Genomic DNA, 21,041 nt, shown 5'->3' on the forward strand with positions numbered 1-21,041 from the left:
CACGCCACTCGTGATGGCGCTTTTTTGTGGGAGCGGCGTAAGCCGCGACAGGTTGCAGGTATCGCTTGCTCGCCGGCCCCTCAATCCTCCCGCATCGCCCGCCGGTTGGAGGCTTCGATGTCGCCGCGTTGCTGGCGGATCTGGGCGTCGACGGCGGCGATCGCGGTCATGTTGACCACGCGGCGCGGGGTGGAGGCGGGGGTGAGGATGTGCGCGGGCTGGTCGAGGCCCATCAGGATCGGGCCGATGGCGACGCCGTCGGTCATCACGCGCACCATGTTGTAGGTGATGTTGGCCGCGTCGAGGTTGGGCATCACGAACAGGTTGGGGCGGCCGCTCAGCGTGGTGTGCGGGAACATGCGGCGGCGCAGGCCTTCGTCCCACGCGGTGTCGGCCATCATCTCGCCGTCGATCTCCAGCTTCGGCGCGCGGCGGCGCACGATCTGGTAGACCTGCCGCATCTTCGCCGCGCTGGGGTTGTCGTGGCTGCCGTAGTTGGAGTGCGACAGCAGCGCGACGCGCGGTTCGATGCCGAACAGCTTGAGGCGGTAGCTCGCCATCAGCGTGGCCTCGGCGATCTGTTCGGCGCTGGGGTCCACCTGCACGTGGGTGTCGAGGAAGAACCACACGCCCTGGCTGTTGATGACGCCGGTCATCGCCGCGGTGCCGGACACGCCGCGGTCGAAGTTGAAGATGCTGCGCAGGTAGCCGAGCTTCTTGTGGAAGCGCCCGACCAGGCCGCAGATCATCGCGTCCGCTTCGCCGCGTTCGACCATCAGCGCTGCGATCAGCGTCGAGCGCGAACGGATGAGGTTCTTCGCCGCCGCCGGGGTGACGCCGCGGCGTTCGGTCAGCGCGTGGTACTGCTGCCAGTACTCGTTGAAGCGCGGGTCGTCGTGGATGTTGGTGAGGTCGAAGTCGACGCCCGGGCGCATGCGCAGGCTGAGGCGCTGGATGCGCGCGTCGATGACGTCCGGACGGCCGATCAGGATCGGCCGCGCCAGGCCTTCGTCGATCACGGTCTGCACCGCGAGCAGCACGGTTTCTTCCTCGCCTTCGGCGTAGACCACGCGCTTGGGATCGCGGCGGGCGCGGTCGTACACCGGCTTCATCAGCAGGCCGGTGCGGTAGATGAATTGCGCCAGCTTCTCCTCGTACGCCGGCATGTCGACGATCGGCCGCTGCGCGATGCCGGAGTCCATCGCCGCGTTCGCCACCGCCGGCGCCAGTACCGTGAGCAGGCGCGGGTCGAACGGGCGCGGGATGATGTATTCGGCGCCGAAGCGCGGCACTTCGCCGCCGTAGGCGCTGCCGAGGTCGGAGGCTTCCATGCGGGCGAGCTTCGCGATCGCGCGCACGCAGGCGAGCTTCATCGCCTCGTTGATCTCCGTCGCGCCCACGTCCAGCGCGCCGCGGAAGATGTACGGGAAGCACAGCGCGTTGTTGACCTGGTTCGGGTAGTCGCTGCGGCCGGTGGCGATGATGCAGTCCGGGCGCACGCGCTTGGCGTCTTCGGGCAGGATCTCGGGATTGGGATTCGCCAGCGCGAGGATGATCGGCCGCTCGGCCATCGTCGCGACCATCTCCGCCTTGAGGATGCCGCCGGCGGACAGGCCGAGGAAGATGTCGGCGCCGGCGACGATGTCGGCCAGCGTGCGCTTGTCGGTGTCGCGGGCGTAGCGCGCCTTGTCCGGATCAAGGTGCGGGCGACCGGTGTAGAGCACGCCGTCGCGGTCGACCGCGAGGATGTGCTCGGGCTTCATCCCCAGCGCGACCAGCATGTCGAGGCAGGCGATGCCCGCGGCGCCGGCGCCGGAGGTGGCCAGCTTCACCTCGCCGATCTGCTTGCCGACGACCTCCAGCGCGTTGAGCACGGCGGCGCCGACGATGATTGCGGTGCCGTGCTGGTCGTCGTGGAAGACCGGGATGTTCATCCGCTGGCGCAGCTTGCGCTCGACGATGAAGCACTCCGGCGCCTTGATGTCCTCGAGGTTGATGCCGCCGAAAGTAGGTTCCAGCGAGGCGATGATGTCGACCAGCTTGTCGGGATCGCGCTCGTTCACTTCGATGTCGAACACGTCGATGCCGGCGAACTTCTGGAACAGCACGCCCTTGCCTTCCATCACCGGCTTGCCGGCGAGCGGGCCGATGTCGCCCAGGCCCAGCACTGCGGTGCCGTTGGTGATCACCGCGACGAGGTTGCCGCGCGCGGTCATCTCGCTGGCGGCGTTGGGGTCGGCGACGATCGCCTCGCAGGCGTAGGCCACGCCGGGCGAGTAGGCCAGCGACAGGTCGCGCTGCGTCACCAGCGGCTTGGTCGGCGCGACCTTGATCTTGCCCGGCGGATCCTGGCGGTGGTACTCGAGGGCGGATTCTTTCAGGTCTTGGGACGCGTCGTGGTCGGACATCGCGGTGGATCCAGGGGCCGGGGGGCCATTCTAGTGGAAGGGGTCGGGCGTGGAGGCAGTCAATCCTCGTCGTCGAGCGTACGCTGCGCCGGCGTATGGAAGGCCGGCTCCGGCGCAGGCGGCAGCGCGCCCGCGGGCGGCGGGCCGGCGGCCAGCTCCGCGCGCAGCCGCGCGAGGTCCAGCCCGCCTTCCCAGCGCGAGACGACCAGCGTGGCGACGCCGTTGCCGATGAGGTTGGTGATCGCGCGCGCCTCGCTCATGAAGCGGTCGATGCCGAGGATCAGCGCCAGCCCCGCGACCGGCACCGACGGCACCACCGCCAGTGTCGCGGCGAGGGTGATGAAGCCGGCGCCGGTGACGCCCGACGCGCCCTTGGAGGTCAGCATCGCCACCAGCAGCAGGCTGAGCTGCTGGCCGAGCGTGAGCTCGATGTTCATCGCCTGCGCGACGAACAGCGCGGCCATCGTCAGGTAGATGTTGGTGCCGTCGAGGTTGAACGAATAGCCGCTGGGCACCACGAGGCCGACCACCTGCTTCGGGCAGCCCAGGCGCTCGAGCTTCTGCATCAGTGGCACCAGCGCCGATTCCGACGACGACGTGCCCAGCACCAGCAGCAGTTCGTCGCGGATGTAGCGCAGGAACCGCAGGATCGAGAAGCCGGTCAGCCGCGCGACGGTGCCCAGCACCAGCAGCACGAACAGCGCGCAGGTGGCGTAGAAGCCGAGCATCAGCTTCGCCAGCGGGCCGAGGCTGTCGAGGCCGTACTTGCCGATGGTGAAGGCCATCGCGCCGCCGGCGCCGATCGGCGCCAGGCGCATGATCAGCGCCATCATCCGGAAGAAGGTTTCGGACAGCGCGTCCAGCAGCGCGTGCACCGGTCGCGCGCGTTCGCCCAGCGCATTCATCGCGAAGCCGAACAGGCAGGCCAGCAGCAGCACCTGCAGCAGGTCGCCGTCGCCGGTGAAGGCGTCGACGAAGGTCTTCGGGATGATGTGCAGCAGGAAACCGACGGTGGTCTGCTCGTGCGCCTTCTGCGCGTAGTCGGCGACGGCCGCGGCGTCGAGCGTCGCCGGGTCGACGCCGAAGCCGGCGCCGGGCTTCCACAGGTTCACCACCAGCAGGCCGATGGCGAGTGCGAAGGTCGAGACCACCTCGAAGTAGAGGATCGCCTTGGCGCCGATGCGGCCGACGCCGCGCAGGTCGGACGCGCCGGCGATGCCGGCGACGACGGTGAGGAAGATGATCGGCGCGATCAGCATCTTCACCAGCGCGATGAAGCCGTCACCCAGCGGTTTCAGCGCGACGCCGGTCGCCGGCGCGACGTGGCCGATGGTGCCGCCTATTGCTATCGCGGCGATCACCCAGAGGTAGAGGCGGCCGGCGCGGGGCGCTGCGGAGGATGCGGTGGCGGTCATGAGGGCCGGACTCCGTGTCGGCATGCACTGCGCATCACACGCCGAGCCCCAGCACGAGGTCATCGGCGTCGACGCGGTCCAGCCGGATCTTGTTGGCGAACAGCGAGAACGCGAGCATGCCGGCGAGCCCGTTCGCGCGCCGCATCCACGGCGGCACGTAGTGAGGTGGCGCGACGACGCCGGCGTCGAACATCGGCTGCAGCGCGAACACGTCCTCCAGCGCCAGCTTGCCGGCGAACAGCTGGCGCGCGATCGACAGCTTGCGGTGGCGCAGGCACCAGCGGAAGAACGTGTGGACGCTGAGCAGGCCGTGCAGGTAGACGGTGTCCTTGGTGAACGCCGCGCCGCCGCCCAGCGGCGCGCCGCGGAACACGCGCTGCGTCGACGAGAAGCTGTCCTCGGGCGTCTGGCCGGCGTCGAGGAAGAAGCGGAACACCTGCACGAAGTCGGCGCCGTTGATCGCCATGTCGATGGCGACGATGCGCAGGCTGATGCGCTTCATGCGCTCGATGTCCATCGAGCCGGAGATCAGCTCGGCGAACGTCGCCAGCCCTTCCTGCGTGGCGGTCGTGCGCGGCGAACCGCGCGCCAGCGACGGTAGCTGCGGCTGTTCGCGGCCGTTGAGGCCGGTGAGCGTGTGCACGAACGCTTCGTGGACCAGCAGTTGCTGGTGGTCGTAGTCGCTGAAGCCGGTGTTGGTGCGGATGCGGATGCGCGTGGAACTGGCGGCGGCCTTCGCGATCAGGTCGGGGTCGAGTTCGACCTGGATGCGATGGTCGACGAAGAACGCGTCGATCTCCGGCTGCAGCAGGTCGCGCAGGGCCTCGGCCGACATCACCGCTTCCGGTTCGATGTCGCGCAGCTCCTGGTCCATGTCGTCGGCGAGGCCGATGAAATGCTGTGCCGCTTCGAGGTTGGTCGGGCCGTCGCCGGGCAGCATTTCCACCGGCCGGCCGTAGAGCCGCGTCGAATACGCGGTCATGCGGTAGGTGCCGGCGGCATCGAGCAGGCGCGTGGCGATGCGCCAGCTCTCGGCGGTGGCGAGCAGGTAGCGGCCGAGCGGATGGTCGGCGTCGGCGGCCTGCGCGATCGCCTCCAGCTCGGCGCGCACGTCGGTGAAGTCGGTCTTCGCGTAGGCGACGCTCGGCAGGTGGATGCGGCCGATCTTCCACGCCGCGAGGAAGGTCTCCTGCGCGCTGGCCGGCCAGCTGACGGTGTCGAGCAGGCGGATGCCGCGCACCGCCGCGACCAGCCGCGCGTCGAGCGCGACGTGGTGGGCGATGGCGTCCGCCTCGGTCATGCTGATGTTCCTGTCATCCCGAGCGCAGCGAGGGACCTGCTTGGTCCTTGCGCTTGCGGAAAAGCAGAAGCAGGTCCCTCGCTGCGCTCGGGATGACAACGGCAAGGACGCATGGCGTCAATGCCGGCCATATTTGTCGTCCAGCCGCTTGTTGAGCGCCTTGCCCTGCACCCGCGCGTCGGATTTCTGCGCGAGCCGCGTGGCGAGGCGGTCGGCCGCGCCGGCGACCTCGTCGCGCAGCTTCAGGTAGTTCGCGAAGCGGGCGGCATCCAGCGTGCCGGCCTCGATCGCCGCGCGCACGGCGCAGCCGGGCTCCTTCGCGTGGCGGCAGTCGCGGAACTTGCAGGTGCCGGCCAGCGCCTCGATGTCGGCGAAGCCGCCGTCGGCCAGGGTTTCCTCGCCGGTCGGCTTCAGCTCGCGCATGCCCGGGGTGTCGATCAGGCAGGCGCCGGACGGCAGCGGGATCAGCGTGCGGAACGTGGTGGTGTGGCGGCCGCGGGCGTCGCTTTCGCGCACCTCGCCGGTCTTCATCTTCTCGATGCCCAGCAGGGTGTTGGTGAGCGTCGATTTGCCGGCGCCGGACGAGCCCACCAGCACCGCGGTGCGGCCCGGACCCAGCCACGGGTCGAGCGCGGCGACGCTGGCGCGGTCCTTGGCGTTCACCGCCACCGCGACGATGCCCTGCGCGGCGAGTTCGGCCAGTGCGGCGAGGCCGGCACTGGCGTCGCTGCCGTCGCGGTCGGCCTTGGTCAGCACGACCACCGGGGTCGCGCCGCCGCCGCCGACCAGCAGCAGGTAGCGCTCGATCCGGCGCGGGTTGAAGTCGGCGTCCAGCCCGCAGACCACGAACACGGTGTCGATGTTCGCGGCGATCAGCTGCTGGTGGTAGTGCTCGCCGGCGGCGGCGCGCTTGATCGCCGTGCGCCGGGGCAGCAGCGCGACGATCCGCGGCTTCGGGCTGGCGTCCTCGACCAGCGCCCAGTCGCCGACCGCGGCGCGGTCCTGCGGCGGGAACCGGCGGCGGGCCCATTCCGGCGGCGATTCCACCGCCAGCGCGTGCCCGGGGGCCTCGGCCACCACGTAGCCGGTGCGGTGCTGTTCGATCACCCGGGCCGGGCGGGCCTGCGGGTGGGCGGCGAGGACCGCGGCCCAGGCCGGGTCGTCGACGGCGCCCGCGCCGGGGCCGGCGAAGGGCCAGCCGATCGCGCCGAGGGCGTCCGGGCCGGGGGCGGGGGCGGTCAAGCGGTGCGGGGGCGGGCAGGCATCGGGGGATTCTATGCCGCACCGGGCCGTCGAGGGGATCAGGCGGGCGTGGCGCACCGCCGGAGACAGGCGGCGCCGGGCGATTTCCGCTAGTCTTTCCGCACTTTTTTCCGTGCCCGCCGTGATGTCGCCTTCCAGCCCCAAGCCCAGTCTCAAGACCCGTGAACGCCTGTCCGAAGTCCGCTACGAGATCCGCGGCGAACTGGCCCGGCGAGCCCGCGAGCTGGAAGGCCAGGGCCGGCAGCTGATCAAGCTCAACATCGGCAACCCGGGCGCGTTCGGGTTCCGCGCGCCGGAGCATCTCCAGCGCGCGATCGCCGACCACATCGCCGCCACCGATCCCTACACCCACCAGCAGGGCCTGCCGGCCGCGCGCGAGGCCATCGCCGCCTTCCACAAGCAGCGCGGTACGCCGAACGCGTCGCCCGAGCGCGTGTTCGTCGGCAACGGCGTGAGCGAGCTGATCGACCTGTCGCTGCGCGCGCTGCTCAACCCGGGCGACGAAGTGCTGCTGCCGTCGCCGGACTACCCGCTGTGGTCGGCCGCGACCATCCTCAACGACGGCCGCCCGGTGTACTACCGCTGCCGTCCCGAGAATGGCTTCCTGCCGGACCCGGACGAGATCGCGTCACTGGTCTCCTCGCGCACCCGCGCGATCGTGCTGATCAACCCGAACAACCCGACCGGCGCGACCTACCCGCGCGCGATCCTCGAACGCATCGTCGCCATCGCCCAGAAGCACGACCTGCTGCTGATGGCCGACGAGATCTACGACCACATCCTGTACGACGGCGCGTCGTTCCAGCCGTTGGCACCGCTGGCCGGCGACCATCCGTGCCTGTCGTTCGGCGGCCTGTCGAAGGTGCACCGCGCCTGCGGCTGGCGCGTGGGCTGGGCCGTGCTCAGCGGCGATCCGCTCGCCAGCGGCGAGTTCCACCACGCCATGGACCTGCTCGGCGCGCTGCGCCTGTGCGCGAACGTGCCCGGCCAGTTCTCGATCCATGCCGCGCTGCACGGCGTCGACACCATCAGCGCGCTCACCGCGCCCGGCGGTCGGCTGTACGAGACCCGCCGCGCGCTGATCGAATGCTGCGACGCCAGCGAACACCTGTCGCTGGTCGCGCCCGCCGGCGCGCTGTACGGCTTCCCGGCCGTCGTCGGCGACGCCGCGAAGGGCTTCGACGACCACGCCTTCGCGCTGGAGATGCTGGAAACCGAGGACGTGCTGATCGTGCCGGGCTCCAGCTTCAACGTGCCCGAGCGCAACCATTTCCGCGTGACCCTGCTGCCGGAAGCGCCGGTGCTGCGCGAAGTGTTCGCGCGCATCGACCGCGTGCTGTCGCGCCGCGCCGAACAGGCCCGCGCCGCGCGCGTCGCGGTGGCCTGAGCCGTGGGCGCGGTGCCGGCGCTGCTGGCCGCGGTGCTGGCGGCCGCCGCGCCGACCGGCGACGACGACGGCCGCGCCGCGTCGCCGCCGCTGCGCTATCTCGCCCTCGGCGACAGCTACACCATCGGCGAAGGCGTGCCCGCCGACGGGCGCTGGCCTGCGCAGCTCGCCGCGCGCCTGCGCGAGGCCGGCCTCGCCGTCGACGCGCCGCGCATCGTCGCCACCACCGGCTGGACGACGGACGAACTGTCGTCCGCCCTCGACGCCGCCGAACCGATCGGCCGCGACTGGCAGCTCGTCAGCCTGCTGATCGGCGTCAACGACCAGTACCGCGGTCGCCCGGTCGACGACTACGCGCCCGCGTTCGCCGCGCTGCTCGAGCGCGCGATCGGCTACGCCGGCGGCCGCGCCGACCGCGTGGTGGTGCTGGCGATCCCAGACTGGGGCGTCACCCCGTTCGCCGCGGCGTCGGGCCGCGACCGCGCCGCCATCGCGCGCACGCTCGATGCCTACAACGCCACGGCCGCACGTGTGTGCGCCGAACGCGGCGTCGCCTTCGTCGACATCGCGCCGGTGAGTCGTGCAGTGGGCGCCAAGCCGGCGATGCTGGCCGACGACGGCCTGCATCCGTCCGCTGCGCTGTACGCCGAATGGACACGGGAAGCGCTGCCGGTCGTGCGCCGCCTGCTGACGGACGCGTCGGCACCGTGAGCGCGCCCGCGTTCGCGGCCGGCGAAGCGAAGCGTATAGCCATCGCCTTCCTGCCGGACTTCGCGCTCGGCAACCGCTACGACTACTACTACGTGCAGGGCAAGCTGCGCAGCGATCCGCTGTATCCCGGCGCGCTGGCCGCACTGCGCGGCGGCACCGCGCCGCTGCTCGACCTCGGCTGCGGCCTCGGCCTGCTCGCGCACGCGCTGCGCGATGACGGCCAGGCGATGGCGTATCGCGGCGTCGACACCGACGCGGCAAAGATCACGCGTGCCGCACGCGCCGCGCAACGTGCGGCACTCCCCGACGTCGCGTTCGAGGTGGTCGATCTCGCGCGCACGCTGCCGGCACATCGCGGCAGCGTCGCGCTGCTCGACGTGCTGCAGTACCTCGATGCCGACACCCAGCGCACGCTGCTGGCGGGCGTCGCGGCGATGCTGGTGCCCGATGCGGTGCTGGTGATCCGCAGCCCGGTGGCCGACGACGGCGGCCGCTCGCGCACCACGCGCCTCGCCGATCGCCTCGCGCATCGCATCGGCTGGATGCGCACGCGGCCGCAGGATTACCCGACCCTCGACGGTCTGCGCGCGATGCTCGAAGCGCATGGCCTGCACGTTGACTGCACACCGCTGTACGGCCGCACGCCGTTCAACAACTGGCTGATCGTCGCGCGGCGTTGAGTGCGTGCAGAAGCGCCTCGCTTTTGTGGGAGCGGCGTGAGCCGCGACGCGACTGACTTTCCGGTGCCTGTTGCGCATGCCGATTGCGGATGCCTTTCCGCAAATTCCGTCGCGACTCCCGTCGCTCCCACAGGAAACGCCTGCCGCACTCTGCGAACTCGGTCATGGCGACACATCCTGTGGGAGCGATGGGAGTCGCGACGAACCACAGCCGAGCTTTGCGAAGCGCCTTAGCCCGCCACCGGCAACACCGCGCGATAGCCCAGCGCATCGAGCCGCTGCAGCATCAGGCGCAGCGTCGCGAGATTGCCGCCATGCGGTGCGCCTTCGTGCAGCAGCACGATCGCGCCCGGCGCGAGGTTGCGTTCGATCCGGGTCACCACCTGCGCCGGATCGCCGGCGACGCCGTCGAACCCGCGCGCGCTCCACGCCACGCGCGCCAGCCCGTGCGCACGCAGCGCCGCATGCACGAACGGATTGGTCATGCCGACCACCGACCGGAACCAGCGCGGCGCCTCGCCGGTGATCCCTGCGAGGATGCGCTGCGTCTCCGCGATCTCGCGGCGCAGCCGCGCCGGACCCAGCGCCCAGAACCACGCCGCCGGATGGGTCGCGCTGTGGTTCCCGATGCCGTGGCCGCGACGCACGAGTTCGCGTACCAGATCGGGACGCCGCGCCGCGCGCTCGCCGACGAGGAAGAACGTCGCCTTCGCGCCGTGCGCATCGAGCAGATCGAGCACCGCGGGCGTTTCGTCGGAGGGGCCGTCGTCGATCGTCAGCCAGACCACGCGCTCCGCCGTCGGGAGCCGCGCCAGTGCCGGCCCGAACACGCGCGAGCGCGGCCACAGCGTGCCCCACCAGAACGGGACGTGGCTGAGCAGCATCGCCGGCAGCCCGGCGGCCGTGCCCCAGCGCCACCAGATCGCGATCACCAGCGCCTGCGAGACGACCAGCATCCCGATCCAGGCATGCGGATGCCGCGGCACGCGATGCGGCGCGACGGGCGGACTGGCGGGGACGGGCGGCATCGCGGCATGATGCCATGCCCGTCTCCCGACCCGTGACCGCCATGGCCTTCCGCAATCTTTCCGTCGCCGATGCCGATGCCCGCGCCCGCTCCGGCGCCGTGACCCTCGTCGACGTGCGTCCGCCGGACGAACGCGCCATCGCTTCGGTGCAGGCGCCGTTCCAGGCGCTGGAGGACGGCGGCCTGGAGCGCCTCGTCGAACTGCCGAAGGACACGCCGCTCGCGTTCCTCTGCCATCACGGCGGCCGCAGCGCGCAGGCCGCGATGTACTTCACCCAGCGCGGCTTCACCGATGTCTGGAACGTCGTCGGCGGCATTGATGCGTGGAGCCTCAACGTCGATCCGTCGGTGCGGAGGTATTGAGCGACTGCGCCCGGTTCACGCTCCGTTCGCGGGAGCGCTCCTGCGGCCTCGCGAACCGTGCCGGCATGCGGTATGCGGAAGCGGCGCTGCCCATGCAATGGACACGCCCTCCGTTCTCGACATTCAGTGAAGCAGGCCGGCAGCGATGCCGGCTCTTTTGCATGCGGTTCGCAAGCCGGCGACGGATTCCGGATGTCTACGACGCGAAACGCTCGAAGTAGGACTGGACACCCACCACGAGGATGATCACGAACAGGAGCAGGCCAAGAGCGGCGAAGAAGGTCCTGAAGACCCTGTCGCAGCCATCCCATGCGGCCTGCAGTTCCGAATGGCGCAGGCCGGTGATCAGTTGCAGCAGGCCCGAGAGCGCGAGCCCGCCCGGGAGAGCGAAGGCGATCGCGGCGAGCGTGCCTCCGGGGAGCGGTCGTTGGGGATTGTGCGCGCTCATGCCATGCAGCCAATGCAGGATCCACGCGAACATCAGACCCGCGGCGACGAACTGCAACAAGCCGACGAGACGGATCTGTCGTCGGGTGAGTGGCGGCTTCATGGCGTCAGTTGGCCTGCATCGTGTTCATGTCGGCAGCGGCGGCTGCTGCAGCGACGCCATCAACCGATTCACGTCCGCCCGCGCCATCGACCGCGGGAGGCGGACAAGGAAGCCGCCGCCGCTCAGCGCGATGTCGCCCTTCGCCAGCAGGCCGTCGATCTGCACGTAGACCTTCAATGTGTGGCGGTCGCCGGCGGTGTCGTATTCGACGAACGCCGGTGCGGTGAGCAGGTTGCGGCCGCGCTTGTAGACCCGCGTGGTGCCGTCGGTGCGCACGTGGCGGAAGCCGTGCGCTTTCGCCCAGGTCGCGACGAGGCCGCGGACGTCGCCTTCGCGCTTGAAGGCGATGGTGTCGCACGGGCGTTTCATGCCGCGTGCGACCAGCGCCATCACGTTGACCAAGCCCATGCCGCAGACGGCACCGAAGGCGCCGAAGACCAGCATCGAGGTTGCGATCGGGGACATCGTGGCCTCAGCCTGCCAGCGCCAGATCGTCGAGCATCGCGCGCAGGAAGCGCGCGGCCTCGCCGCCGGTGCAGGCGCGGTGGTCGAAGGTCAGCGACAGCGGGATGACCTTGTGCGATTCGAAGCCGCCGATCACCGGCGTGATCTGATGGCGCGCGCGGCCCGCGGCGACGATCGCGACGCACGGCGGCACGATCACCGGCGTGGCGTAGCGGCCGGCGAACATGCCGAAGTTCGACAGCGAGATGGTGTAGCCGGTGAGTTCCGACGACGGCAGGCTGCGCTCTTCGACCTGCGCGCGCAGGCGGTTCACGCTCTCGCGCACGCCGCGCGCGTCGAGCAGGTGCGCGTTGCGCAGCGCGGGCACGAACAGGCCGTCGTCGGTGTCGACCGCGATGCCGACGTCGACGTGCGGATGCAGCGTGCGGGTCAGCGCGTCGCCGTCGAACCACGCGTTGAGCGCGGGCACGGCCTTTGCCGCGGCGACGATCGCGCGCACCAAGCGCACGGTGACGTCGTTGCCGGGCGTCCACGCCTGGATGTCGGCGTCGTCGCACAGCGTGGTCGGCACCACCTTCGCATGCGCATCGGCCATCACCCGTGCCATGTTGCGGCGCACGCCCTTGAGCTGCTCCGGCTGGCCGGTGACCGACACCGACGGCGGCTGCGTGCGCATGGGTTTGCCGCTGGCGGAGAGCTGGGTGCGGCCCGCGGCAGGACCTGCGGGAGCGGCGTGAGCCGCGACGGGCGCGGGGGGCGTGCCCCCACCCATTCGCGCGATGCGCGAATCTCCCTCCCCCGCATGCGGGGGAGGGTTGGGGAGGGGGGCGCCCGGCCGGGCGGACCCATCCGCCACCGCGCGCTTCACGTCATCCATCGTCACCACGCCGTCGGCGCCGCTGGCGCGCACGCGTGCGAGGTCGACGCCGAGCTTGCGCGCCATCGCGCGCACCGCGGGCATCGCCTTCACGCCGCCGACCGCGACCGCGGCCTCGACGTGCACGGCGTCGGAGCTCTGCATCGCACCGACGACGGTGCCGCTGTCCTCGCGCTTTTCACCTCTCCCCTCGGGAGAGGTCGCCGCGCCCTGCGCGGCGGGTGAGGGTCCGGCTGCCGACGACGTGTCGCGTGCGGACGTACCCTCTCCCCCGGCCCCTCTCCCGGCGGGAGAGGGGGGCGACGCATGGTGATGCCCGGTGTCCTGGCCTTCCGCGCGCTGCGGCAGCGACGGATCGATCTCGAACTCCGCGAGCATGCGGCCGGTGACGACGACGTCGCCCGCGTTGCCGGCGAGCTTCAGCACCTTGCCCGACACCGGCGACGGCACCTCGACCACCGCCTTCGCGGTCTCCATCGACACCAGCGGCGCGTCGAGTCTGATGACGTCGCCCGGCTTCACGAACCACTCCACGATGGTCGCGTCCGGCAGGCCTTCGCCGAGGTCGGGGAGGAAGAAGGTCTTGGTCTGGCTCATGGTGCGGTTCCTTGGATTCGATGGCGCGCGCCGTGCGTCATGTCGAAGGCGCGTCCGGAAGATGCAATGCCTGCTCGATGTAGTCGCGCAGATGTCTGGCCGCGATGTCGTCGAGCGTCCTGAGTTTGATGTGGCGACGGAACTTGCCGCCGCCTTCCAGCACCCGATGCGGGTCGCGGAGTTCCGCGCCGCGGCCGAACTCCATGGTCACGTGGGCGGTATACACGAAGACGCCGCAGAACGGGTCCGGCGCACCGAACAGCAGCCCGCCATACATCACCCGCTCCGTGGCGTCGGGCGCGATCGCGTGCACCGCGGCCCGCGCCGCTTCGGCAACGGGATGGAGCGACGCGTGTGTCAATCGCCAGTCGTCGAGAAGACGTTCGACTTTCCCGTCGCTCATGCCGTTGCAATCTCCAGATGTTCCGACGGGACATGGCCGCACCGTCCGTCCGCGGCTTCGCACCACCACCAGCCGCCGAGTTCCGAATGCAGCATGACCTCGTCGCCCGCATCGACATCGAGTTCCTGCGCAGAGTAGTCGCGCAGCGCTTCGGCGCGACCATCGCCCAGCGGCTTGAGCCAGTCGACGGGCGCCCAGCCGGCGTTGCCGTCGGCGGTCGTGGTCCATGCGAACGCGGGCCATTCGGTGTCGCGCGCGCCGAGTGTCACCACGTCGCCGGCCGCGAACCGGATCGGGTTCGCGTACTGCGTGCGGTAGGCGCGGACGACGCGGGCGCGCGGCATCGCCGATTCACCCCGCCGCCATCGCCCGCTTCGCCGCGGCGACGATCTTCTCGACGCTCGGCAGGTACTTCATTTCCAGGCGGAACAGCGGAATGTGGGTGTCGTAGCCGGTGACGCGCTCGACCGGCGCGCGCAGGTCGTACATCGATTCGTGCGCGAGGCGTGCGGCGATCTCGGCGCCGAAGCCGGCGGTCCGCGGCGCTTCGTGCACGATCACGCAGCGGCCGGTCTTCGACACGGATTCGGCGATGGTGACGAAGTCGAGCGGCTTGAGCGTGGCGACGTCGATGACTTCGGCGCTGATGCCGTCCTTCGCGAGCGCGTCGGCGGCTTCCAGGCATTCCTTCACCTGCGCGCCCCAGGTCACCAGCGTGAGGTCGGTGCCGTCGCGCAGCACGTAGCACACGTCCAGCGGCAGCGCTTCGCCGTCGTCGGGCACGAGTTCCTTGTACTGGCGGTAGATGCGCTTGGGTTCCATGTAGATGACCGGATCCGGGTCGCGGATCGCGGCCAGCAGCAGGCCGTAGGCACGCTGCGGCGAGGACGGCATCACCACGCGCAGGCCGGGCACGTTGGTGAAGATCGCCTCGTTGGCTTCGCTGTGGTGTTCCGGTGCGCGGATGCCGCCGCCCCACGGCACGCGCAGCACCATCGGGCAGGTGAGGCGGCCGCGGGTGCGGTAACGGAAACGCGCGGCGTGGCAGATGATGTGGTCGACCATCGGGTAGACGAAGCCGTCGAACTGCGCCTCCGCCACCGGGCGCATGCCCTGCGCGGCGAGGCCGACGGTGAGGCCGGCGATGGTGGTTTCGTCCAGCGGTGTGTCGAGCACGCGGTCGGGGCCGAAGATCTGCTGCAGGCCGGCGGTGGCGCGGAACACGCCGCCGTTGACGCCGACGTCCTCGCCGAGCACGAGCACGCGTTCGTCGGCGCGCATCTCGTACGCGAGCGCCTGGGTGATCGCTTCGATCAAGGTGATGGGTGCGCCGTCAGCCATGCTTGCGGCCCTCCGCGGCGATGACGGCATCGCGCTGGGCGACGAAGTCCTGCGGCAGTTCGGCGTAGAGGTAATCGAACATCGCGGTCACCGGCTGCACCGGCGTCTCCAGGTAGGCATTGATCTCGATGTCGACGCGCTTGCCGCAGTCGTCGATCCAGGCGGCTTCCTGCGCCTCGTCCCACAGGCCGGCCTGCGTCAGGTACGTGCGCAGGCGCGCGACCGGTTCGCGGGTCCACGCGGCCTTCACTTCGTCGTCGTTGCGGTAGCGGCGCGCGTCGTCGGCGGTGGTGTGGTCGTGCAGGCGGTAGGTCATGAACTCGATGACGCTGCCGCCTTCGCCGTTGCGGGCGCGGTCGAGCGCGCGGCGCATGCCTTCGAGCACGGCGATCAGGTCGTTGCCGTCCACCTGTAGGCAGTGCAGGCCGCCGGCGAGGCCCTTCTGCGCCAGCGTCGGCGCGCCGGTCTGCGCCTTGCGCGGCACCGAGATCGCCCAGCCGTTGTTGATGATGCACTGGACGAAGGGCAGGGCGTAGGCGCCGGCGGAATTGATCGCGGCGTAGGTGTCGGTCTTCGAGCTGCCGCCGTCGCCGCAGCAGGCGACGCCGACGCGCGCCTCGCCGCGCAGCTTGAACGCGAGCGCGGCGCCGGCGGCGTGCAGGCACTGGGTGGAGATCGGCACGCACCAGGCGTAGTCGTGCTTCGGCGCTTCGGCGAAGTCGTTGCCGCGCTCGTCGCCGCCCCAGTACAGCAGGATCTCGCGCGGGCGCACGCCGCGCACGATCTGCGCGCCGTACTCGCGGTAGCTGGGCGCGAACACGTCCTCGCGCTTCATCGACGCGCCGATGCCGACGTGCGTGGCCTCGTGGCCGAGGCAACTGGCGTAGGTGCCGAGCTTGCCGGTGCGCTGCAGGGCGATCGCCTTGCTGTCGAAGGTGCGCACGAACAGCATCTGCTTGAACCAGGGCAGCAGCGTGGCGGGATCGGCGAAGGCGGCGGGGGGCTCGGCGACGAGCGTTCCATCGGGGCCGAGGTATTGCAGGTACTCGATTTCGAAGCGTGCGGCGACGGTCATCGTGCGTCCGGTCCGTGAGCGGTGCGCGGATGATACCCGCAGCGCCGCGGCGACCCGTTGCGCAGCGCGTCATGACGGCCCGCATGCGATGGCGTATGGCGGCGCATCCGCGGAAAACCCCGTGATTTCCGGACAAAAAAGAAGCGCGGCCGGAGCCGCGCTTCTGGGGTGACGCAAGTCTGCCGCGGTTCAGCGACGGCAGTAGCGGTGCTCGCAGATGTCCGGCAGGGCCGAACCGGTGATCGCGCGGGTCACCGTGTTGTTGGCCGTGTTCGGATCCGTGGTGGTCGAAGTCACCGTGGAGGTGACGCTGATCGCCCGCACGCCGCGGCCGGCCAGCGCCAGACCGAAGAACGCGTCGGTGCCCGAGGGCATCGCGGCGCTGGCGGTGCAGGTGAAGCGGAAGCCGGTGCCCACGCTGGCGCTGGTGCAGGTCCAGCCGGCGGCCGGCACGATCGACACGTTGCGCAGCAGCATGTTGCCGGTGATCGTCAGCACCGGCGCAGCGGCGCTGGTCGGACCGGCGTTGTGCACCGCGACCAGATACACGCCGGCGCGCTCGCTGCGGCCGATCATCCGCACCGACAGGTCGGCGCTGTCGTTGGCGACCGTGACCGCGGCGCTGGCGCTGTTGTTGCCGAAGTCCGGGTCATCCGACGCGGACGCCAGCACGCCGGTCATCCGCACGACGCGCCCGGCGACCGCGACCGTGGCCGGGAAGCTCGCCGAGAAGGTCGCATTGCCGCCGACCGGGACATCGGCGGTGGCCGAGCACAGCACGTTGGTGCTGCCGGTGTTCTGCACCGGGGCGGCGCAGCTCCAGCCGGCCGGCGCGGAGAACGTCGGGGTCACGTTGCTGTCGAAGCTGAACATCACGCTGGCGCCGTTCGCGGCGTTCGGGCCGGCATTGGACACCGTGGCGGCGTAGACCGCCGTGCCGCCGATCTGGACGTTCGGCGTTGAGGTGGAGACCACGATCGCGCCATCCGAGGACGCGCGGATCGAGACCGTGCTGCTGGCCTGGTTGTTCGCGGACACGGTGTCGAACGTGGTCGAGGCCACCGTGGCGACCATGCGGACGTCGCGGAGGGCGAGGCTGGCCGCGGGCACGAAGGTCGCGGTGAAGCTGCCCGAAGCGCCGACGGCGACCGGCGTGGCCGTGCAGACGACCTGGGTGCTGCTGGCGGTGGATGTCGGGGCGGCGCAGGTCCAGCCCGCCGCCACGGTCACGCTGGGCGTGATCGCGGCGTCGAAGTCCAGGGTCAGCGTGGCGCTGTCGGCGATGCTCGGGCCGTTGTTGACGACCGACGCGGTGAAGGTCACCGGCTGGCCGACCCGCTCGGCGCTCGCGGACACCGAGGTCGTCACCGCGAGATCGGCGACGGCGCGGACGGAGACGATGGCGGTGGCGGTGTTGTTGTCCTTCACCGGATCGGTGGTCTGCGAGGCCACAGCCACGGCCAGGCCCAGCGACTGGCCGCCGAGCGCGGCATCGGCCGGCACGGTGGCGGTGAAGCCGGCGCTGGCGCCGTTGCCGAAGACCGACGTGGTGCAGGTGACGGTCGTGGTGGTGGCGTCCTGCACCGGGGCGGCGCAGGTCCAGCCCGCCGGGGCGGTGACGCTGGGCGAGACCAGCGCGTCGAACACCAGCGCGAGGCTGGCGAACTGCGCGTCGTCCACGCCGGCGTTGTCGACCGAGACGGTGTACGTGGCGGTGCCACCCACGTCGACGTTGCCGGCGCTGGTGGCGGTGACCGACAGGTCGGCTTCTGCGATCACCTGCACGCTGGCGGTGGCCGTGTTGTCGGCGTTGGCCGGATCGGCCGTCGTCGACGAAACAGCGGCGTTCAGGACGAGGTCGGTGTTGGCCAGGTCGGTGCCGGCGACGACGTCGGCGGTGAAGGTGGCGCTGTCGCCGTTGGCCAGCGACGGCGTGGTGCACGTCACGGTGGTGCTGGTCGCGGTCTGCGTGGCCGCGGCGCAGGTCCAGCCGGCCGGCGCGGTGACCACCGGCGAGACCACGGCGTTGAACACCAGCGCGACCGAGGCCGAGGCGGCGTCGTTCGGGCCGGCGTTGTCGACGCTGACCGTGTAGGTCGCGGTGCCGCCCACGTGCAGGCTGGCCGGCGTGGCCGAGGCGTTGACCGAGAGATTCGCGCTGCGGAACGCGGCGACGGTGATCGCCACTCGGACCGGGTCATGGTCGGAGATGCGCGTCGGGGTGCCGGCGACGCCGTAGTTCAGGACGCTGAAGTCGGCGTCGATGCGGGCGTGTTCGACCGAGATGTCGCTGGCATTCAGCACCATGGCCTCGTTGATCAGGGCATGGTCCAGCGTCTGCGCGTTGCCGTCGAACGTGTACGAGTAGCGCTCGGCCGGGTTGGCGGTGAGCTGCGAACCATCGACCAGCGGGGTGGTGATCGGGCTGGGCAGCCAGGTGATGACCTGGTCGGCCGGCACTTCGTCGCCGCGCACGATGCCCAGCACGTCGACGTAGCCGTCGCTGAACTGGTAGGCGTTGAAGTCGCCGAGCAGCACGATGTGCTCGTTCGGATCGGCCTGCTGCAGCGACTCGACCAGGTTGGCGAGGAACACCGCCTGCTGGCCGCGCTTGTTGCGCACGCGGTCGCCTTCGGTCGGCCAGCCGCTGCTGCCGGCCGTGGTGTCGTCCAGGCCGTTCAGCGAACGCAGGTGGTTGATGATGGCGGTGACCGGATAGCTCGCGCCGTTGTCCTGGTGCACGATCGCGCGCAGCAGCAGCGGAGGGCGGTCGTTGAGCAGGGAGGTGCTGCCGTCCGGGTTGTTGAAGACGGTGGTCTTGCCGTACTGGGTGACGTTGAGCACTTCGACGCGCTGCACGCCGCCGACGAGCTTGGTGTTGACCAGGAAGCCGACGTTGATGCCGCCGACGTCGTTGCCCTGCACCAGGTACGGCACGTAGATCGGCGCGCTGGGGCAGGTGCTGTTGATGCGGTCTGCCAGCAGGCCGATGACGCGCAGGTTCTCGACTTCCACCAGACCCAGGATGTCGGGGGTCTTGAGGTAGCCGCAGATCGCGAGGCTGGCCTTGGTCAGGCGCTTGTCGAGCGCGGCGGCGGTCAGGGTGACGGCGCCGTTGCCGTCGTTGATCTCGTCGAAGAAGCGTTCGAGGTTGAAGCTGGAGATGGTGACGTCTTCGTAGCGCGCATCCGGCACCGGGGTCGGGGTCTTGCCGCCGGTGAGCGTGCCGGAGCCGGCGTCGGGCAGCAGCGCCCACGTGCCGGAGAAGTAGTCGAGCACGCCGGTCATGTTGGCGATCTGGGCGTCGACCTCGGGGGTGAGCGAGGTGGCGCCGATCTGGCCGCGGCTGCGGACCATGATGCGTTCGGCGTTGTGGTCGAAGCGCGGCGGGGTCTTGCCGCCCGGGACCGGGAACAGGTCGAGCACGTCCAGGCCCGGCTCGCGGAACGGACGCGCCACGCCGTCGAGGACGGCATGGAAGACGCCCGTGGTGCTCGCGTTGGCACTGGATTCGGTGATGTTGCCGTCGGTGGGCGCCACCACGCGGCCGCTGGCCATCGTGACGCGCATGCCTTCGAGCTTCTCGGCCGTGCCCGGGGTGGACGCGGGGCCGAAATCGGCCGTCGTCAGCACGACCGGGGCCGGCAGCGGGTTGCCGCTGGACAGCGACACGACCGTCGGCGTCACCAGTTCGGTGATCGACAGCTGGTTGAGGTTGGTGGTCGGGGTGAACTCGCTGACCGTCGCGGTGACGCGCACGCGGTTGCCCACGGCGGCCGCGGCCGGCGGTGCGGTCGAGGTGAAGACGAAGATGCCTTCCGAGGTGTTCGGATCGGCGTCGGCTTCCGCGTCGGGCGCCTGCAGGAAGAAGCCGTTGTTGAACTTCAGCGCGGTGACGATGCCTTCGGTGACGACCACGCCGCCGTTGAGCGGCGACAGCAGACCGTTGCCCTGGATGTCGTGGATCGCCACGACGTTGACGTCGTCGTTGAGGATCGTGCCCAGGCCCTGCGCGTCGGAGACGTTGGCGCCGGTCGCGGAGACGATGTTGACGAAGAAGGTCTCGTCGGGCTCCGACGTCGTGTCGCCGTTCACGTTGATGGTGACGGTGGTCGAGGTCGCGCCCTGCGGGATGGTGGCGGTGCCGCTGGCGGCGACGTAGTCGCTGCCGGCCGTGGCGGTGCCGTTGGCGGTGGCGTACTGGATGGTCACGCCGCCGGCGCCCGCGGGCTGGCTCAGGCCGAAGCCGAAGGTGAACGCGGTGGTGCCGCTGTTGCCTTCGCTGGCGCTGACGTCGTTGATCGCCAGCGCGGGCGTGGCCGAGCCGGTGGTGGTCACCGAGAAGTCGTCGATCGCGAGGCCGTCGTCGGCGCCGGAGGCGTCGGCGTCGACCCAGCGGATGCAGAAGCTCGCGCCGTTGGCGATCGCCAGGCTGCCGATGGTGGCGGTGATCGCGGTGCGATTGCCGGCGGCGTTGCCGTCCTTCGCGCCGGTGGTGGCGGTATTCGGGGTGATGAAGTTCAGCGCCGCGAAGTCGGTCCAGGTGCCGGTCGTGATCGACGTGGCGTCGAGGCTGTACTGGAAGTTGACGTTGTCGACGCGCGCCGCGGTGCCCAGGCGCCACTCTTCGCCGGTGTAGGCGATGTCGAGGCTGCTCAGGGTGGTGGCGGTGTTGTTGGTGAAACAGGCGCCGATGGTCGAGGCCAGCGTGCCGCTGCGCAGGCTGCCGAACGCGCGTTCGGTGCTGCCGGCGGCGCCGTAGCTGAACGTGTCGCCGGTGTTGCTGGCGCCGGTGTCGACGGCGTACTGCTCGTTGTCGCGCGCGCCGCCGCCGGCCTCGTTCAACTGCCAGCCCTGCGGCAGCGCGGTGTTCGTCGTGGAGCCGGCGGTGTTCGACAGCGTGTCGAAGTTCTGCGAGTACGTGCCGCCGGTCAGGCTGACGTTCTGCGCGAGTGCCGGTGCACCGAATCCGCAGAGCAGCAGCAATGGCAGCCCGCAGCGGATGAGGTGCGGCATGGAGCCGGCCGCATGTCTGCGGCCCGAGAAACGAAGCATGGTGATCCCCCGATACCAGATGAGACCCGCGGCAGTGCGCGGGGCCGGCAATTGTGACGGAAATCCTCCCTCATGTGGATTGCATTCCGATGACTGGCGGCGGCGATGCAGCTTGCCCGATCCC

Annotated in this window: 17 protein-coding genes; 4 read left to right on the forward strand and 13 right to left on the reverse strand. The window is 70.5% G+C overall.

Going from position 1 to position 21,041, the window contains the following annotated elements; all coding sequences use genetic code 11:
• Window positions 1-80 precede the first annotated feature (80 nt).
• From ACT53Q_RS05055 to rsgA, 4 genes are all read right to left on the reverse strand, one after another.
• Window positions 81-2,408: an NADP-dependent malic enzyme gene (locus ACT53Q_RS05055; protein WP_476185569.1), complete on the reverse strand. Its 2,328-nt coding sequence runs from the start codon at window positions 2,406-2,408 to the stop codon at window positions 81-83.
• Window positions 2,409-2,467: 59 nt separating this feature from the next.
• On the reverse strand, window positions 2,468-3,823 hold the full coding sequence (locus ACT53Q_RS05060) for a dicarboxylate/amino acid:cation symporter (protein ID WP_476185570.1): 1,356 nt from the start codon (window positions 3,821-3,823) through the stop codon (window positions 2,468-2,470).
• Window positions 3,824-3,857: 34 nt separating this feature from the next.
• Complete coding sequence (locus ACT53Q_RS05065; RefSeq protein WP_476185571.1) at window positions 3,858-5,123, reverse strand: flavohemoglobin expression-modulating QEGLA motif protein; 1,266 nt, start codon at window positions 5,121-5,123, stop codon at window positions 3,858-3,860.
• Window positions 5,124-5,240: 117 nt separating this feature from the next.
• Complete coding sequence (rsgA, locus tag ACT53Q_RS05070) at window positions 5,241-6,365, reverse strand: ribosome small subunit-dependent GTPase A (RefSeq protein ID WP_476185572.1); 1,125 nt, start codon at window positions 6,363-6,365, stop codon at window positions 5,241-5,243.
• A 145-nt stretch (window positions 6,366-6,510) separates the two neighbouring features.
• Between rsgA and ACT53Q_RS05075 the strand changes: the two genes are divergently transcribed.
• From ACT53Q_RS05075 to ACT53Q_RS05085, 3 genes are all read left to right on the forward strand, one after another.
• Window positions 6,511-7,773: an aminotransferase class I/II-fold pyridoxal phosphate-dependent enzyme gene (locus ACT53Q_RS05075; protein WP_476185573.1), complete on the forward strand. Its 1,263-nt coding sequence runs from the start codon at window positions 6,511-6,513 to the stop codon at window positions 7,771-7,773.
• Between the two features lie 90 nt (window positions 7,774-7,863).
• Window positions 7,864-8,484 carry an SGNH/GDSL hydrolase family protein gene (locus ACT53Q_RS05080; RefSeq protein ID WP_476185781.1) on the forward strand — a complete coding sequence of 207 codons (621 nt, stop codon included), beginning with the start codon at window positions 7,864-7,866 and terminating at the stop codon, window positions 8,482-8,484.
• Window positions 8,424-9,164 (forward strand): methyltransferase domain-containing protein, encoded by a 741-nt coding sequence (locus tag ACT53Q_RS05085; RefSeq protein ID WP_476185574.1) that lies wholly within the window; start codon window positions 8,424-8,426, stop codon window positions 9,162-9,164. The genes ACT53Q_RS05080 and ACT53Q_RS05085 overlap by 61 nt, the downstream gene beginning before the upstream one ends.
• 230 nt (window positions 9,165-9,394) lie before the next feature.
• On the opposite strand, the gene ACT53Q_RS05090 is transcribed toward ACT53Q_RS05085, so the two are convergent.
• Window positions 9,395-10,192 carry a polysaccharide deacetylase family protein gene (locus ACT53Q_RS05090; RefSeq protein WP_476185575.1) on the reverse strand — a complete coding sequence of 266 codons (798 nt, stop codon included), beginning with the start codon at window positions 10,190-10,192 and terminating at the stop codon, window positions 9,395-9,397.
• 14 nt (window positions 10,193-10,206) lie between these two features.
• Here ACT53Q_RS05090 and ACT53Q_RS05095 point away from each other — a divergent pair, with 14 nt between their 5' ends.
• A complete protein-coding gene (locus ACT53Q_RS05095) occupies window positions 10,207-10,554 on the forward strand; it encodes a rhodanese-like domain-containing protein (protein WP_476185576.1) in 348 nt (115 codons plus the stop codon).
• 196 nt (window positions 10,555-10,750) lie between these two features.
• Here ACT53Q_RS05095 and ACT53Q_RS05100 read toward each other — a convergent pair whose 3' ends face one another.
• The 8 genes from ACT53Q_RS05100 to ACT53Q_RS05135 all read right to left on the reverse strand — a co-directional run bounded on the left by ACT53Q_RS05100 (window position 10,751) and on the right by ACT53Q_RS05135 (window position 20,878).
• The gene (locus ACT53Q_RS05100; RefSeq protein WP_476185577.1) at window positions 10,751-11,104 is read right to left on the reverse strand and encodes a hypothetical protein; all 354 of its coding nucleotides are present in this window, start codon (window positions 11,102-11,104) and stop codon (window positions 10,751-10,753) included.
• Window positions 11,105-11,128: 24 nt separating this feature from the next.
• Window positions 11,129-11,569: a hypothetical protein gene (locus ACT53Q_RS05105; RefSeq protein WP_476185578.1), complete on the reverse strand. Its 441-nt coding sequence runs from the start codon at window positions 11,567-11,569 to the stop codon at window positions 11,129-11,131.
• A gap of 7 nt (window positions 11,570-11,576) precedes the next feature.
• Window positions 11,577-13,043 carry a dihydrolipoamide acetyltransferase family protein gene (locus ACT53Q_RS05110; protein WP_476185579.1) on the reverse strand — a complete coding sequence of 489 codons (1,467 nt, stop codon included), beginning with the start codon at window positions 13,041-13,043 and terminating at the stop codon, window positions 11,577-11,579.
• A 37-nt stretch (window positions 13,044-13,080) separates the two neighbouring features.
• A complete protein-coding gene (locus ACT53Q_RS05115; protein WP_476185580.1) occupies window positions 13,081-13,446 on the reverse strand; it encodes a DUF1801 domain-containing protein in 366 nt (121 codons plus the stop codon).
• Complete coding sequence (locus ACT53Q_RS05120) at window positions 13,443-13,790, reverse strand: SH3 domain-containing protein (RefSeq protein WP_476185581.1); 348 nt, start codon at window positions 13,788-13,790, stop codon at window positions 13,443-13,445. Before ACT53Q_RS05120 ends, ACT53Q_RS05115 begins: the two co-directional genes overlap by 4 nt.
• A gap of 7 nt (window positions 13,791-13,797) precedes the next feature.
• Complete coding sequence (locus ACT53Q_RS05125; protein WP_476185582.1) at window positions 13,798-14,817, reverse strand: alpha-ketoacid dehydrogenase subunit beta; 1,020 nt, start codon at window positions 14,815-14,817, stop codon at window positions 13,798-13,800.
• On the reverse strand, window positions 14,780-15,862 hold the full coding sequence (pdhA, locus tag ACT53Q_RS05130) for a pyruvate dehydrogenase (acetyl-transferring) E1 component subunit alpha (RefSeq protein ID WP_476185583.1): 1,083 nt from the start codon (window positions 15,860-15,862) through the stop codon (window positions 14,780-14,782). The genes ACT53Q_RS05125 and pdhA overlap by 38 nt, the downstream gene beginning before the upstream one ends.
• 189 nt (window positions 15,863-16,051) lie before the next feature.
• Complete coding sequence (locus ACT53Q_RS05135) at window positions 16,052-20,878, reverse strand: Calx-beta domain-containing protein (RefSeq protein WP_476185584.1); 4,827 nt, start codon at window positions 20,876-20,878, stop codon at window positions 16,052-16,054.
• Window positions 20,879-21,041: the final 163 nt, after the last annotated feature.

This window comes from Lysobacter sp. DMC97 (genome assembly GCF_056313745.1).

What these genes read in the sequence shown, in the direction of transcription:
- ACT53Q_RS05055 (WP_476185569.1), bottom strand. Translation starts at nt 2,408, where the DNA reads ATGTCCGACCACGACGCGTCCCAAGACCTGAAAGAATCCGCCCTCGAG.
- ACT53Q_RS05060 (WP_476185570.1), bottom strand. Translation starts at nt 3,823, where the DNA reads ATGACCGCCACCGCATCCTCCGCAGCGCCCCGCGCCGGCCGCCTCTAC.
- ACT53Q_RS05065 (WP_476185571.1), bottom strand. Translation starts at nt 5,123, where the DNA reads ATGACCGAGGCGGACGCCATCGCCCACCACGTCGCGCTCGACGCGCGG.
- ACT53Q_RS05075 (WP_476185573.1), top strand. Translation starts at nt 6,511, where the DNA reads ATGTCGCCTTCCAGCCCCAAGCCCAGTCTCAAGACCCGTGAACGCCTG.
- ACT53Q_RS05085 (WP_476185574.1), top strand. Translation starts at nt 8,424, where the DNA reads ATGGACACGGGAAGCGCTGCCGGTCGTGCGCCGCCTGCTGACGGACGC.
- ACT53Q_RS05090 (WP_476185575.1), bottom strand. Translation starts at nt 10,192, where the DNA reads ATGCCGCCCGTCCCCGCCAGTCCGCCCGTCGCGCCGCATCGCGTGCCG.
- ACT53Q_RS05095 (WP_476185576.1), top strand. Translation starts at nt 10,207, where the DNA reads ATGCCCGTCTCCCGACCCGTGACCGCCATGGCCTTCCGCAATCTTTCC.
- ACT53Q_RS05100 (WP_476185577.1), bottom strand. Translation starts at nt 11,104, where the DNA reads ATGAAGCCGCCACTCACCCGACGACAGATCCGTCTCGTCGGCTTGTTG.
- ACT53Q_RS05105 (WP_476185578.1), bottom strand. Translation starts at nt 11,569, where the DNA reads ATGTCCCCGATCGCAACCTCGATGCTGGTCTTCGGCGCCTTCGGTGCC.
- ACT53Q_RS05110 (WP_476185579.1), bottom strand. Translation starts at nt 13,043, where the DNA reads ATGAGCCAGACCAAGACCTTCTTCCTCCCCGACCTCGGCGAAGGCCTG.
- ACT53Q_RS05115 (WP_476185580.1), bottom strand. Translation starts at nt 13,446, where the DNA reads ATGAGCGACGGGAAAGTCGAACGTCTTCTCGACGACTGGCGATTGACA.
- ACT53Q_RS05120 (WP_476185581.1), bottom strand. Translation starts at nt 13,790, where the DNA reads ATGCCGCGCGCCCGCGTCGTCCGCGCCTACCGCACGCAGTACGCGAAC.
- ACT53Q_RS05125 (WP_476185582.1), bottom strand. Translation starts at nt 14,817, where the DNA reads ATGCCGTCATCGCCGCGGAGGGCCGCAAGCATGGCTGACGGCGCACCC.
- pdhA (WP_476185583.1), bottom strand. Translation starts at nt 15,862, where the DNA reads ATGACCGTCGCCGCACGCTTCGAAATCGAGTACCTGCAATACCTCGGC.
- ACT53Q_RS05135 (WP_476185584.1), bottom strand. Translation starts at nt 20,878, where the DNA reads ATGCCGCACCTCATCCGCTGCGGGCTGCCATTGCTGCTGCTCTGCGGA.